The organism is Micromonospora arborensis (genome assembly GCF_003205615.1).
Classification (GTDB): Bacteria; Actinomycetota; Actinomycetes; order Mycobacteriales; family Micromonosporaceae; genus Micromonospora; species Micromonospora arborensis.
The window spans coordinates 72,537-86,387 of sequence record NZ_PYBV01000022.1; the positions used below are offsets into that span (position 1 = coordinate 72,537).

The window sequence follows — 13,851 nt, forward strand, 5'->3', positions numbered from 1 at the left end:
CGGTGGAGCGGGTGGGTCCGCCGCGCGGCGGATGCCGGTCACCCGCCGGGTCGGACCACCCCGTTCTCGTACGCGAAAACCACCGCCTGCACCCGGTCTCGCAGGCCGAGTTTGGCCAGCACCCGGCTCACGTGCGTCTTCACCGTCGCCTCGCCCAGGTGGATGGTCGCGGCGATCTCCGCGTTGCTGGCGCCGGAGGCGAGCAGCATCAGCACCTCTCGTTCACGCGTGGTCAGCTCACCCAGCGCGGCCTCGGCGTCCGGCCCGCGGTGGGCGGTGCCCAACGGGTCTCCGGGACGGGCGAACGTGGAGATCACTCGGCGGGTGATCTCCGGGGCGAGCAGACCGTCGCCCCTGGCCAGCACCCGGATCGCCTCGACGAGTTCCTCCGGTGTGCCGTTCTTGAGCAGGAAGCCGCTGGCCCCCGCCCGCAGCGCGGCGAACAGGTAGTCGTCGCGGTCGAAGGTCGTGAGGATCAGCACCGCGGGTGTGCCCGGCCCGTCGGCGGTGATCTGCCGGGTGGCCTCCAGGCCGTCCATCCTGGGCATCTCCACATCCATGAGCACGACGTCGGGGCCGGTGGCGCGGGTCATGGTGACGGCACGCTCGCCGTCGGCGGCCTCACCGACCACCTCGATGTCGTCCTCCACCTCGAGGATGACCCGGAATCCGGTGCGGACGAGATGCTGGTCGTCGGCGAGCAGCACCCGGATCGGCGCTTGCGGTGGGGCGTTCACGCCGAACGCCCCGCGTCGACCGGCAGCGGGAAGCGGGCGCGTACCCGCCACCCGCCGCCGGCGCGCGGCCCGGTCTCCAGGTCGCCGTCGTGGGCGGTGACCCGTTCGCGCATTCCGATCAGTCCCAGCCCGACGGCGTTGGCGGTGCCACCGGCCCGCCCGTCGTCGGTCACGTCGACCTCCACCTCCCGAGCCAGGTACCGAACCCGAACGTCCAGCATGTCCGCCCCGGCGTGCTTCAGCGTGTTGGTCACCGCCTCCTGCGTCACCCGGTAGGCCGCCTGCGACACCGATTCGGGCAGCGCGACCGAGTCGCCGTACACCCCGAGGGTCGCCGTCAGGCCCGCGGCCCGGGCTCGCTCGACCAACTCGCCGATGCGTTCGACGCCGCCGGCGGCGGGCGGCTCGGCGTCGCCTGAGGTCCGCAGCACGCCCAGCATTCGACGTAGCTCGTCCACGGCGGTGCGGGCGCTCTGCTCGATGGCGGCGAGTGCGGTGCGGGCCTTGCCCGGGTCGCGGTCGAAAACCCGGCGGCAGGCGGACGCCTGCACCCCCATCACCGACACGTGGTGGGCGACCACGTCGTGCAACTCCCGGGCGATCCGGACCCGTTCGCCGAGCACCGCACGTTCCCGGGACTCGGCCTGCGAACTGCGCAGGTCCTCGGCCTGGGCACACAGCTCGTGCTCACGCCGCGCGGAAACCCAGGCGGTCTCGCCGAAGAAGTACGCGAAACCGAAGACCAGAACATTGAGCAGTACGCCGTTGACCATCGCGGCGAGCACCGGTGGCACCGGCCCGGCCGCGTCGGCGAAGGCGTCGGGCGGGATGTGGTCGATCGTCACCGCGTAGTAGATCCCCAGCCAGGCGAACATCGTGGCGATCACGCCGATGCGCAACCGGCGGGCCAGCCGACGGTCCTGCCCCCAGGCGCCGAGGGTGTAGAGGGCGCAGAACAGGGCCCAGGAGGAGAACTGGGTCTCCGGTGCCGATCGTGCCTGCGCGGCGATGAACACCACCGAGACGACCAGCAGGGTGGCGGTCGGCCACCTCCGCCGCCAGATCAGCGGCAGGGTCACCGCGACGGTCCACCACAACTGCTCCGGCCCGGACGGCGGCGGACCCAGCAGGAACGCGCCGGTGCTGTGGGCCAGGGTGAGGCTCACCAGCGCCAGGCCCGTCATCCCCAACCCGAGCCACAGGTCATTGCGGCGCTGCTCCGCCGTTGGACCCGGGCGGCGCCATTCCCCCTGCTGTGCCACGGTCATCCGGGAACGATGCCACGCCACCTGCCGGGCCCGCCGACCGGGCGGGCTGTTGTCGGTCCACTCAGGTCGACGGGCGACGGCCCGACGCGGGGTACGCGTCGGGCCGTCGGGTCGGGGATCACTCACGCGGTCTGCCGCCGGGTCTTCAGGGCCGTGTCGATCAGGTCCCAGACCAGGATCGCGGCCGTGCCGACCGCGATGGCGACCCCGATGAGGTTGCGGTTGTCCGCGTCCGCCAGCCAGCTCAGCCGCTCGCCCAGGTCCGGATTGAGCAGCCGGTCGGAGAGCGCCAGCCACACCAGCGGCACCGAGAACGCGAGGTTCAGCAGCGCCTTGGTCCCGAACAGTGCCCAGTTCCACCGCCCGATCCGGTACTTGACGATCTCGAACACCAGGGTGCCGAGCATGACGACGATCAGTGCCGGCAGCCAGAAGGACCACAGCGGCGGGTCGAGGACCGGGATGTTGTCGCCGTCGGTGCCGCGTACCCAGGACCGGTAGTGCTGCAACGGTAGGTAGCCAATCGTGGCCACCAGAAAGACCACCGACGCGATGGTGTCGGCGAGGGGAATTCCCCGGTGCACCGGGGTGTCGGGCAGTTGGTCGACCGTCCACTCCGGCAGGTCCACGGGCGTCTGGGAGCGTTCAATGAGCGCGAAGACCAGGGTGAGCCAGAAGCAGATGTGCACGAACACGTGCAGGGCGACGACGATGCCGGTCCCGATGGCCCCGAAGCCCTTGCCCTCGGCGGCCGTGACGATGGCGACCACTGTGCCGGCGAGCGCCGGGATGAAGCTGAGCAGCAGCTTCAGCAGGCGCAGCCAGACCAGGTAGTAGGTCGGGCCGATGAGCTGCAGCCGCCGGTCGGCGTACTGGGCGGCCAGCAGGTCGGGGTTGCCCAGCTCGGTGAGCACCTCCCGCTCGGCCGTGGTGGCGTCCTGGCCGCCGTCGGTCCGACCCTCGATCATGTCGTCGATGGAGGCCCGCAGCTCGCTGGCGATCTCCTCGCGGCGCGGAGCGGGCACCGAGCGCAGGGTGGCGGCGAGGTAGCGGTTGGTCAGGGTGTTCATCGGTCCACTCCTTGGATCAGCCCGGTGATGGAGGTCTGCACGGCGGCGAGGTCGTCGAGAAGTCGGCTCAGCATCGACTCGCCCTCGTCGCTGGTCCGGTAGAACTTGCGCGGCCGGCTCTCCTCGGTGTTCCACTCGCTGGTCAGCAGGCCCTGGTCCTCCAGGCGGCGCAGCAGCGGGTAGAGGGTGTTGGCGTCCACCGGGAAGCCGTGGTCGGTGAGCCGTTGCAGCAGTGCGTAGCCGTAGTCGGGTCGCCGCAGCGCGACCAGGCTGGCCACCACGACGGTGCCTCGACGCAACTCCTGCAGGTGCGTCCGTAGAACGTCCTCGCTAACCATGTGTCACACCATACTGTGTGCCACACAGTGTTGTCTACGCCGACATCATCGTGTTGCTCGCGGGCCCTGTGCGACGGACAGCATTCGGGGCGCCCGGTACGGACCGGACGCCCCGACGATTGACGCTGGTCAGCAGGCCGATCCCAGCCGGAAGTTCCGCTCGACGAAGTTGGCCGCCCCGACCTCGAAGAACCCCACGCCGGGACGGATCGGGTGCCCGGTGAACAACTCCACCCGCGAGCCGACCCGCACGAGGTACGCCTCGGCGTCCCCCGCGTCGTTGCGGATCAGCGAGCCCCGCCGGCCGTAGATCTCCTCCAACTCGGCGAAGGACATGCCGACCGTCGCTCCGGCGGGGGAGCGAGGTGGCGCGGTGGCCGTACCCACCGCCACCAGCCGACCGTCGCGGAACGCCAGCATGAGCACACCGGCCCAGGAGCCGGTCGCACCCGCGTACACCACCGGGCCGCAGCCCGGCGCCACCCAGTCGATGCGCCCGGCCGCGGTGAGCGCCGCCAGGCTGACGCCGATCCGGTACGCCCCGGCGCCGTGGACGCTGAGCACCTCCGGGTGGCTGTGCCCGACGGAAGCGGCGGTGGCGAGCGGGCCGCGCGCCGTGGCGGACGCGGGGCCGGCGGTGGTCAGTGGGACGAGCGTGCCGAGCGCCAGCGCGGCGGTGGTGAGAAGGATCGAGGGACGGTTCATGATGTGCTCCTTCGGTGACGGGTCTCTGCCCTGTTAGTCACCGCGCCCGGGCCAACGGTTCGTCGGGTTTCCGACCGGGTCGGTCTACTGTGCAGAGCGATGCCAACCGACGGCGCTGGCCGGGGGTGACGCGGTGACCGCTCCGCAGCGGATCGGGCCCTACGCCATCGAACGGCTGCTGGGCGTCGGTTCGTTCGCGACGGTCTGGCTGGGCTACGACCCGGTGCTCGACGCGCACGTGGCGATCAAGGTGCTGGCCGAGAACTGGAGCCACGACCTGCGGGTCCGGGAACGCTTCCGCGACGAGTTCCGGCTGCTGCGGCGGCTGGAACACGAGCGGTTGGTCCGGGTGCACGCCGTCGGTGAGTTGCCCGACGGCCGGCCGTACGCGGTCCTGGCCTGGGCCGACGGGGGAAGCCTGCGGGACCGGTTGGCCGCCGGCCCGATGTCCGGCCCGACGGCGCTGCGCCTGCTCGGGGAGGTCTGCGCGGGTGTGACCGTGCTGCACCGGCACGGCGTCGTGCACCGCGATCTCACCCCGGGCAACATCCTGTTCCGCTCCGTCGGCGCCCGTCCGGGCACCGAACGGGTGCTCATCGCCGACCTCGGTCTGGCCAAGGCGCTCGCCGCCGCGTCCGGCCTCACCGCCCGGGCCGGCACCCCCGGTTACATGGCGCCGGAGCAGGACGACCCGGGGGCGGTGATCGACACCCGCGCCGACGTGTACGGGCTCGGTCGGCTCGGGATCCGGCTGCTCGCCGCGGATCCGGTGCGCCTCGGTTCCGACCCGTCGGCCAGTGCGCTCCGGCTGCGCGACGGCGTACCGGTGGGGGTGGCGGCGGTGCTCATCCGGGCCACCGCCCAGCAGCCGACCGACCGGTATCCGGACGCCGCCGCGCTGCACGCCGCGCTGGACCGGGCCACCAACCCCGTACGGCAGCAGCCGGCGGCCCGTCGCCCGTACCGGTTGCCGCTGGCCGGGGCGGCCGTCGTGGCAGTCGCCGTGCTGGGTGGCGCGGGCGCCGAGCCGGGCGGCACCGGCTCCGGACGGCCCGACGGCACCTACACCGCCGGCCCGCTGACCGTGGCGTTGCCGGAGGGCTGGTCGGCCGCCGGTGCGACGTGGGCCGGTCAGTACGGCCTCGACGGCGAAGCGGAACCGGCGCTGGTGATGTCGCCGCAGCCCCGCCGCTGGGCCGCCGACCCCCGGGTGCCCGGCGCTTTCGTCGGCTTCTCCGCCACCACGGCGGCGCGCACCACGCCCGTCGGGTTCCTGGCCGAGCGCACACACGGTGACTGCACGTCCGCGCCGGCTCGTACCACCTGGCAGGCGGGCGTCGAGTGGACCGTGGTGGCGTACCAGTGCGACCGGGGCCGGCCGCGGATCGTCGAGTCGGCCGGACGGCACCCCGGCCGCGGCGCTCTCCTGTACGTGCAGATCGCGCCACCGGCGGACGCCGCGCCCGACTTCGTGGACACGCTGCTCGCCGGCGTACGGGTGCGGTGACGGCGGTGGGGCCCGGTCACGAATCGGTGGACTGGCGGACCACCACCGTGATGGTGTGCGACCGGTCCTGCTGCGGGATCGTGACGTCGACGGTGCCGGGGCGGACGAACCGGATGTCCACCACTCCGGCCTCGTACTGCTGCGACACCAGCTCCGGGCGGTCCACGGTGACCAGGCCGGGGCCGATGCCCTGGATCCGTAGCACCGCGCCGGTGGCGAAGCAGAGGGAGCGCAGCAGCTCAAGCTCGGTCTCGGCCAGCGGCAGGTCGTAGCGGACGGCGCCCTGGCAGCTCGTGGTCGGCCCGGTCGACGCGGGGGGCGGTCGCTGCGGCGTACCCCTGGCGCTGGTCGGTGCGGGCGGTGCCGCGATCGGACGTCCGCTGGTCGGCGGAGGTCGGGACGGCGACCCAGCGGGCTCGGTGGGCGCGGGGGTTGCGGGGGCCGCGGAGAGGGTCGGCGGCGGACTGGACGGGGCGGGCGGTTGCACGGGCAGCGGCGCGACCGCGTCGGCGCCGCAGGCGGCGACCGCCACGGCAGCCACGAGGACGACGACACCGGCGCCGAGCCGGTGGAGCGCGCGGCGTCGCGCGGCGCGGCTCATTCGGCGCCGAGTCGTTGCCGGACCTGCCGTCGGGCCAGGTGCAGCCGGGACTTCACCGTGCCCACCGGCACGTCGAGCAGCGCGGCGATCTCGGGGTAGCTCAGCCCGAGGACGTCGCGCAGGGCCACCACCTCGGCGAGGTCGGGGCGGACGGCGTCGAAGGCGTCGAGCAGGTCGAGGCGGGTGCCCGCGACCACGCTGGTCCGCCGCGGGTCGGCCTGGTCGGGCAGCGGTACGCCGCCGGCCTCCAGCCGCCAGCGGCGGCGCAACGTGCGGTACGTCGAGCGGGCCCGGTTGGCGGTCAGCCGGTGCAGCCAGGTGCGGAACGAGGAACGCCCCTCGAATCGGGTGATGCCGCTGGCCAGGGCCACCAGCGTGTCCTGGCAGGCCTCCTCGGCGTCCTCCCGGCTGGGCAGGAACCGTGCACACAGCCGCAGCACCTCGGGGCGTACCGCGAGCAGTAGGGCGTCCAGCGCTGCCGGGTCGCCGGACGCGGCGGACCGGGCCAGGGCGTCGATGTCGTCCGCGTCGGGCATGCCGGGTGTCCAATGCTCGCCGGTGCCGATCCTCAAGCGTACGACCGGTGACGCCGACGCGGCCCGGTACGGTCCGGCACCCGACGCGAACCGGCCGGCGCGCTACTCGAAACGGGAGACGTCCCCGGCGCCCTGGCGCAGGATCTCCGGCTCGGGCCCGGACAGGTCGATCACGGTCGTCGGCTCCTTGCCGCAGTCGCCGGCGTCGAGCACCGCGTCGAGCTGGTGGTCGAGGCGTTCCTTGATCTCCCACCCCTGGGTCATCGGCTCGTCGTCCCCGGGCAGGACCAGGGTGCTGGACACCAGCGGCTCGGCCAACTCGGCCAGCAGTGCCTGGGTGACGGTGTGCCGGGGTACGCGGACACCGACGGTGCGCTTCTTGGGGTGCAACATCCGGCGCGGCACCTCTCGGGTGGCCGGCAGGATGAACGTGTAGCTGCCCGGCGTGGATGCCTTCACCAGGCGGAAGACCGAGTTGCTGATCTGGACGAACTGGCCGAGCTGCGCGAAGTCGCGGCAGACCAGGGTGAAGTGGTGCCGATCGTCGAGGTGGCGGATCTGGCGGATCCGCTCCAGCCCGTCCTGGTTGCCCAACTGGATGCCGAGCGCGTAGCAGGAGTCGGTGGGGTAGGCGACCAGCCCGCCACCGCGGATCAGGTCGGCGACCTGGCCGATGATCCGGGGCTGCGGGTTCTCCGGGTGCACGTCGTAGTACCTGGCCATGACCCGAGCCTAGGCTCATCCGCGGGCGTTGAGGAGACGAGGGCCACGACCGTCGGCGCGGACGGTGGAGCCGCCGAGATCACCTCGGTAGGGTAGGTCCCGGTCGGCTCCGACCATCAAGATCCACACCGCCGGGGGGCGCCACGCATGGCCGACTCGTTCGCGCATCTGCACGTGCACACCGAGTATTCGATGCTCGACGGAGCGGCTCGCCTCAAGGACCTGTTCGTCGAGGCCAAGCGGCTCGGCATGTCCGCCGTGGCGATCACCGACCACGGCAACATGCACGGCGCGAACGACTTCTACAAGCAGGCGATGGCCGCCGGGATCACCCCGATCCTGGGCGTCGAGGCGTACGTGGCGCCGGAGTCGCGCTTTCACAAGGCGCGGGTCAAGTGGGGTCGGCCGGAGCAGAAGAGTGACGACGTCTCCGGTAACGGCGCGATCACCCACAAGACCATGTGGGCGAAGAACGCGCAGGGCCTGAAGAACCTGTTCACCCTCAACTCGCGCGCGTCCATGGAGGGGCACTACATCAAGTGGCCCCGGATGGACATGGAGCTGATCGCCGAGTACGCCGAGGGGATCATGGCCACCACCGGTTGCCCGTCCGGCGCGGTGCAGACCCGGCTGCGGCTGGGCCAGTTCGACGAGGCGCTCAAGGTCGCCGCCACCTACCAGGACATCTTCGGCAAGGACAACTACTTCGTCGAGATCATGGACCACGGTCTCTCCATCGAGACCCGGGTCCGTGAGGGGCTCACCGACATCGCCCGCAAGCTCAACATCCCGCCGGTGGTCACCAACGACTCGCACTACACCGTCGAGGAGCAGGCCACCGCGCACGACGTGCTGCTCTGTGTGCAGACCGCCAGCAACATCGACGACCCCAACCGGTTCCGCCTCGAGGGCGGCGGCTACTTCATCAAGAGCGCCGACCAGATGCGCGGGGTGGACTCGTCGGAGCTGTGGCAGGAGGGTTGCCGCAACACGCTGCTGGTCGCCGAGAAGGTCGATCCGACCGGCATGTTCGAGTTCCACAACCTGATGCCCCGCTTCCCGGTGCCCGAGGGGGAGACCGAGGAGTCCTGGTTCCGCAAGGAGACCTTCGCCGGCCTGGGCCGTCGCTACCCGAACGGCATCCCGGAGGGGCACGTCGTCCAGGCGGAGTACGAGCTGGGCGTCATCAACCAGATGGGCTTCCCGTCGTACTTCCTCGTGGTCGCCGACTTCATCCAGTGGGCGAAGAACCAGGGCATCGCGGTGGGTCCGGGCCGTGGCTCGGCCGCCGGCTCGCTCGTCGCGTACGCACTGGGCATCACCGACCTGGACCCGATCCAGCACGGGCTGATCTTCGAGCGGTTCCTCAACCCCGAGCGGGTCTCGATGCCGGATGTCGACATCGACTTCGACGAGCGTCGGCGCGGTGAGGTGATCAAGTACGTCACCGACAAGTGGGGCGAGGACAAGGTCGCCCAGATCGCCACCTTCGGCACGATCAAGGCGAAGGCCGCGATCAAGGACTCGGCCCGGGTGCTGGGTTACCCGTACGCGGTCGGCGACCGGATCACCAAGGCGATGCCGCCGGCCGTGATGGGCAAGGACATCCCGCTCACCGGCATCTTCGACACGAAGCACCCCCGTTACGCCGAGGCCGGCGAGATCCGCGGCCTGTACGACTCCGACCCGGACGTCCGCAAGGTGATCGACACCGCCAAGGGCATCGAGGGCCTGATCCGGCAGACCGGTGTGCACGCCGCCGGCGTCATCATGTCGGCCGAGCCGATCATCGAGCACATCCCGCTGATGCGCCGCGACGCCGACGGGGCGATCATCACGCAGTTCGACTACCCGACCTGCGAGTCGCTCGGGCTGCTGAAGATGGACTTCCTCGGCCTGCGCAACCTGACGATCATCGATGACGCGGTCAAGAACATCGAGCTCAACCACGGTAAGAAGCTCGACCTGCTGGCTCTGCCGCTGGATGACCTGGCCGCGTACGAGCTGCTGGCCCGCGGTGACACCCTGGGCGTGTTCCAGCTCGACGGTGGGCCGATGCGGTCGCTGCTGCGGTTGATGAAGCCGGACAACTTCGAGGACATCTCCGCCGTCCTGGCGCTGTACCGCCCCGGCCCGATGGGCGTCGACTCGCACACCAACTACGCGCTGCGCAAGAACGGCCTGCAGGAGATCACGCCGATCCACCCGGAGCTGGAGGAGCCGCTACGGGAGATCCTGGCACCCACGCACGGCCTGATCGTCTACCAGGAGCAGGTGCAGCGCGCCGCGCAGATCCTCGCCGGCTACACCCTCGGCCAGGCGGACCTGCTCCGCCGGGCGATGGGTAAGAAGAAGAAGGAGATCCTCGACAAGGAGTTCATCCCGTTCCGGGACGGCTGCCGTGAGCGCGGTTACTCCGACGAGGCGATCCAGGCGGTGTGGGACGTCCTGGTGCCGTTCGCCGGATACGCCTTCAACAAGGCGCACTCCGCCGCGTACGGCCTGGTCTCCTACTGGACCGCGTACCTGAAGGCGCACTACCCGGCCGAGTACATGGCCGGGCTGCTCACCTCCGTCGGTGACGACAAGGACAAGATGGCGCTCTACCTGTCCGAGTGTCGTCGGATGCGCATCCAGGTGCTGCCACCGGACGTGAACACCTCGGCCGGGCCGTTCACCCCGGTCGGCAAGGACATCCGCTTCGGCCTGGCCGCCGTGCGCAACGTCGGCGCGAACGTGGTCGCCTCGATCATGCGCTGCCGCGAGGAGAAGGGCGACTACACCGACTTCTACGACTTCCTGTCCAAGGTGGACGCGGTGGTCTGCAACAAGAAGACGATCGAATCGCTGATCAAGGCCGGCGCGTTCGACTCGATGGAGCACCCGCGCAAGGGCCTGCTCGCGGTGCACGCCGACGCGATCGACGCGTACGCCGACGTCAAGCGCAAGGAGGCGGTCGGGCAGTACGACCTCTTCGGCGCCGGCTTCGGCGATGGCGACACCGGCAGCACGACGGTGATGCCGACCATCAGCGACAGCGAGTGGGACAAGCGCGACAAGCTGGCCTTCGAGCGCGAGATGCTCGGCCTCTACGTCTCCGACCACCCGCTGTTCGGCCTGGAACACATCCTCAACGCGGCGGCCGACACCACCATCGCCGCGCTCGCCGAAGAGGGCGGCGTGCCCGACGGGGCGGTGGTCACCCTCGCCGGCATCCTCTCCGGGGTGCAGCGCCGGGTCACCAAGCAGGGCCGGGCCTGGGCCTCGGCCACCCTCGAGGACCTGGCCGGTGGGGTGGAGACGCTGTTCTTCCCCAACACCTACGAGGTGATCGGCCAGTACATCGCCGAGGACGCCATCGTGGTGGTCAAGGGCCGAGTGGACCGCCGCGACGACACACCCCGGATCATGGCGATGGACATGTCGATGCCGGACGTCAGCACCAGCGCCACCAACAAGCCGGTCACCCTCACCATCCCGGTGCACCGGTGCACGCCACCGCTGGTGGAGAAACTGAAGGAGACCCTGGTGCTACACCCGGGCGACACCGAGGTGCACGTCAAGCTGCAGAACGGCGGGCGCACCACCACCCTGCGGCTGGGCCCGTTCCGGGTGGCGGCGACCACCGCGCTGATGGGCGACCTGAAGAGCGTCCTCGGCCCGGCCAACGTGAGCTGACCGGGGCCGCGGCCCGGCCGGCGTGCGCCTGGCCGGGCCGCGGACCTCCCGACCGGGCTCAGCCCTGCTCGGGCGCGCTGATCTCCCGCAGCTGGCCGTCGGCCAGCCGCAACCAGCGCTGCACGCCGATCTCGGCCAGGAACCGTTCGTCGTGGCTGACCACGACAAAGGCACCCTGGTACGCGGACAGCGCGCTCTCCAACTGACCGACGCTGACCAGGTCCAGGTTGTTGGTCGGCTCGTCGAGCAGCAGCAGTTGCGGCGCGGGTTCGGCGCAGAGCACACAGGCGAGGGTGGCGCGCAGCCGTTCGCCGCCGGAGAGCACCCCGACGGGGAGGTTCATCCGCGCGCCCCGGAACAGGAACCGGGCGAGCAGGTTCATCCGCTTCGCGTCCGGCAGGCTCGGCGCGTACGCGGCGAAGTTCTCCGCCACCGTGCGGTCGAGGTCCAGCAGGTCCAGCCGCTGCGACAGGTACGCGATCCGTGCGTCGGCCCGCCGGATCTCGCCGCCGGCCGGGTCGAGGTCGCCGCTGATCAGGCGGAGCAGGGTCGACTTGCCGGTGCCGTTCGCCCCGGTGAGCGCGATCCGTTCCGGTCCTCGGATCACCAGGTCGGCCCCGTCGCCGCCGAACAGGTCCCGATCGTCGAAGCGGGCCCGCACGCCCTGGCCGGAGAAGACCGTGCGACCACCCGGGACTGTGGTGTCCGGTAACTCCACGACGATGCGGTCGTCCTCGCGTACCGCCCGGCCGGCCTCGTCGAGCCGGGCCTTGGCCTGACCGAGTCGGGCGGAGTGCGTCTCGTGCGACTTTCCGGCAGCCTCCTGCGCGTTGCGCTTCATGGTGCCGGCGAAGATCTTCGGCAGCCCGGCGTTCTTCAGGTTCTTGGAGGCGTTGCTGGCCCGCCGGTCGGCCCGCTCCCGGGCCTGCTGCATCTCCCGCTTCTCCCGCTTGACCTCCTGCTCGGCGTTGCGCAGGTTGCTCTCGGCCACCTCCCGCGCCGCCTGCACCGCCTCGGTGTACGCGGTGAAGTTCCCCCCGTACCAGCGGATCTCGCCGTGGTCCAGCTCGGCGATGCGGTCCATCCGGTCGAGCAGCTCCCGGTCGTGGCTGACCAGCAGCAGACACCCGGACCACTCGCTGAGGACGTCGTAGAGCTTGTGCCGAGCCTCCACGTCCAGGTTGTTGGTCGGCTCGTCGAGCAGCAGGACGTCCGGACGCCGGAGCAGTTGTGCCGCCAGGCCGAGGGACACGACCTGGCCACCGCTGAGGGTGTGCAGCCGGCGGTCGAGCGACAGGTCGCCCAGGCCGAGCCGGTCCAGTTCGGCGCGGGTGCGCTCCTCGATGTCCCAGTCGTCGCCGATCGTGGCGAAATGCTTCTCGCTGGCGTCGCCGGCCTCGATGGCGTGCAGCGCCGCGATCCGTTCGGCGACGTCGAGCACCTCGGCCACGGTCAGGTCGCCGGCCAGCGGCAGCGTCTGCGGGAGGTAGCCGAGCACACCGTCGACGGTGACGCTGCCGCCGCTGGGCCGCAGCTCTCCGGCGATCAGCCGCAGCAGGGTGCTCTTGCCGGCGCCGTTGGGCGCGACCAGCCCGGTGCGACCGCCGGGAACGGTGAAGGACAGCTCCGCGAAGACCGGGGTGTCGTCCGGCCAGGAGAAGGACAGGTTCGAGCAGACGATGAAGGCATCAGACATGCGAGTGACCTCAAAGGGTGGGGTGGGCGCGCCGGAGCCGCCCGACGGAACGGGGACCGGTGGAACGACAACATGGCCCCGGCGGCTGCGCAGACGCGCGCCGATCCGGTGGCCGAACACATCCGGTCTCACCCGGAGATGTCGTCGTCACCCGCCATGTCTGGTCTCCCCAGTCGTACCGCCAACCCAACGCGGCAAGTCTAACAACGGATCTTCCGTCCGCCACCACTAAAGGGCGCACCGCTCCGTGTATAGGTCAGGCTATAGTTGCTCCATGTCTCATGAGCCGCCACGTCGCTGGGCGATCAAGACGACAATGGATGTCCGCGACTGGTTGCGATCCCTGCGAGAGACCGATCCGGCGACGTACCGGTCGGTCAACGTAGCGATCGACATGCTTGCGGATACCGGTCCGGGCCTGGGGCGTCCACTGGTCGACACCCTCAGGGGTTCTACCATCAGCAACCTCAAAGAGCTTCGACCGAGATCCGGGAGGGACGTCGCCGTTCGTGTGCTGTTCGTCTTCGATCCCTGGTCCCAGGCCGTGCTGCTGGTGGCCGGCAATAAGGCAGGGGATTGGAGCCGGTGGTACGACAAGGTGATTCCAGCGGCTGAGATTGCGTACGAGGGCTGGCTTGCCTTCGAGAGGAAACGGAGGGAGGGCTGATGGGCGACTTCCATGACTGGAACGACATCCGGGCTGAGCTGCACGACGGGGACGATGAAGCGCTCGACGCAGAGCGTGCCCGTACCGAGGCGTGGATCAGCGCATTCCACCTTGCCGAAGAGCGGAAGCGGCTTGGTCTGACCCAGCGACAGGTGGCCGAGCTGATGGGTGTCACGCCTGGCCGGGTCAGCCAGATCGAGAACGGTGATCTGGAGGCCAACGAGGTCGCGACGCTGAGCCGATATGCACGAGCGCTCGGCGCCCGGATGCGGATCATCTTCGACTACGGCGACGACCTCCGTCAGATCGCCTGACTTGCTCGGCC

General features: G+C 70.7%; 13 protein-coding genes. 4 read left to right on the top strand and 9 right to left on the bottom strand.

Annotated elements, in window-relative coordinates:
- Window positions 1–38 precede the first annotated feature (38 nt).
- The 5 genes from C7C45_RS18770 to C7C45_RS18790 form a co-directional block, all read right to left on the bottom strand.
- Window positions 39–737: a response regulator gene (locus C7C45_RS18770; RefSeq protein WP_110564978.1), complete on the bottom strand. Its 699-nt coding sequence runs from the start codon at window positions 735–737 to the stop codon at window positions 39–41.
- Entirely contained in the window at window positions 734–2,005 is a 1,272-nt protein-coding gene (locus C7C45_RS18775; RefSeq protein WP_110564979.1) for a sensor histidine kinase, read from the bottom strand. The genes C7C45_RS18770 and C7C45_RS18775 overlap by 4 nt, the downstream gene beginning before the upstream one ends.
- A gap of 122 nt (window positions 2,006–2,127) precedes the next feature.
- The gene (locus C7C45_RS18780) at window positions 2,128–3,075 is read right to left on the bottom strand and encodes a permease prefix domain 1-containing protein (protein WP_110564980.1); all 948 of its coding nucleotides are present in this window, start codon (window positions 3,073–3,075) and stop codon (window positions 2,128–2,130) included.
- A complete protein-coding gene (locus tag C7C45_RS18785) occupies window positions 3,072–3,413 on the bottom strand; it encodes a PadR family transcriptional regulator (protein ID WP_110564981.1) in 342 nt (113 codons plus the stop codon). The genes C7C45_RS18780 and C7C45_RS18785 overlap by 4 nt, the downstream gene beginning before the upstream one ends.
- 129 nt (window positions 3,414–3,542) lie before the next feature.
- On the bottom strand, window positions 3,543–4,118 hold the full coding sequence (locus tag C7C45_RS18790; protein ID WP_110564982.1) for a hypothetical protein: 576 nt from the start codon (window positions 4,116–4,118) through the stop codon (window positions 3,543–3,545).
- Window positions 4,119–4,251: 133 nt separating this feature from the next.
- Here C7C45_RS18790 and C7C45_RS18795 point away from each other — a divergent pair, with 133 nt between their 5' ends.
- On the top strand, window positions 4,252–5,625 hold the full coding sequence (locus C7C45_RS18795; protein WP_110564983.1) for a serine/threonine-protein kinase: 1,374 nt from the start codon (window positions 4,252–4,254) through the stop codon (window positions 5,623–5,625).
- Window positions 5,626–5,641: 16 nt separating this feature from the next.
- Here the strand turns inward: C7C45_RS18795 and C7C45_RS18800 are convergent, their stop codons facing one another.
- The 3 genes from C7C45_RS18800 to C7C45_RS18810 all read right to left on the bottom strand — a co-directional run bounded on the left by C7C45_RS18800 (window position 5,642) and on the right by C7C45_RS18810 (window position 7,485).
- Window positions 5,642–6,226, bottom strand: coding sequence for a hypothetical protein (locus C7C45_RS18800; RefSeq protein ID WP_110564984.1), 585 nt, complete (start codon window positions 6,224–6,226; stop codon window positions 5,642–5,644).
- The gene (locus tag C7C45_RS18805) at window positions 6,223–6,762 is read right to left on the bottom strand and encodes an RNA polymerase sigma factor (RefSeq protein ID WP_110564985.1); all 540 of its coding nucleotides are present in this window, start codon (window positions 6,760–6,762) and stop codon (window positions 6,223–6,225) included. Before C7C45_RS18805 ends, C7C45_RS18800 begins: the two co-directional genes overlap by 4 nt.
- 102 nt (window positions 6,763–6,864) lie before the next feature.
- Window positions 6,865–7,485 carry an L-threonylcarbamoyladenylate synthase gene (locus C7C45_RS18810; protein ID WP_110564986.1) on the bottom strand — a complete coding sequence of 207 codons (621 nt, stop codon included), beginning with the start codon at window positions 7,483–7,485 and terminating at the stop codon, window positions 6,865–6,867.
- 147 nt (window positions 7,486–7,632) lie between these two features.
- Between C7C45_RS18810 and dnaE the strand changes: the two genes are divergently transcribed.
- Window positions 7,633–11,163 carry a DNA polymerase III subunit alpha gene (gene dnaE, locus C7C45_RS18815; RefSeq protein ID WP_110564987.1) on the top strand — a complete coding sequence of 1,177 codons (3,531 nt, stop codon included), beginning with the start codon at window positions 7,633–7,635 and terminating at the stop codon, window positions 11,161–11,163.
- Between the two features lie 58 nt (window positions 11,164–11,221).
- Here dnaE and abc-f read toward each other — a convergent pair whose 3' ends face one another.
- Window positions 11,222–12,859 carry a ribosomal protection-like ABC-F family protein gene (gene abc-f, locus C7C45_RS18820; RefSeq protein WP_110564988.1) on the bottom strand — a complete coding sequence of 546 codons (1,638 nt, stop codon included), beginning with the start codon at window positions 12,857–12,859 and terminating at the stop codon, window positions 11,222–11,224.
- 274 nt (window positions 12,860–13,133) lie between these two features.
- Here abc-f and C7C45_RS18825 point away from each other — a divergent pair, with 274 nt between their 5' ends.
- Both C7C45_RS18825 and C7C45_RS18830 read left to right on the top strand, forming a co-directional pair.
- Window positions 13,134–13,526, top strand: a complete 393-nt coding sequence (locus C7C45_RS18825; RefSeq protein WP_110564989.1) for a type II toxin-antitoxin system RelE/ParE family toxin — start codon at window positions 13,134–13,136, stop codon at window positions 13,524–13,526.
- Window positions 13,526–13,840 (top strand): transcriptional regulator, encoded by a 315-nt coding sequence (locus C7C45_RS18830; protein ID WP_110564990.1) that lies wholly within the window; start codon window positions 13,526–13,528, stop codon window positions 13,838–13,840. Before C7C45_RS18825 ends, C7C45_RS18830 begins: the two co-directional genes overlap by 1 nt.
- The last annotated feature ends 11 nt before the right edge of the window (window positions 13,841–13,851 follow it).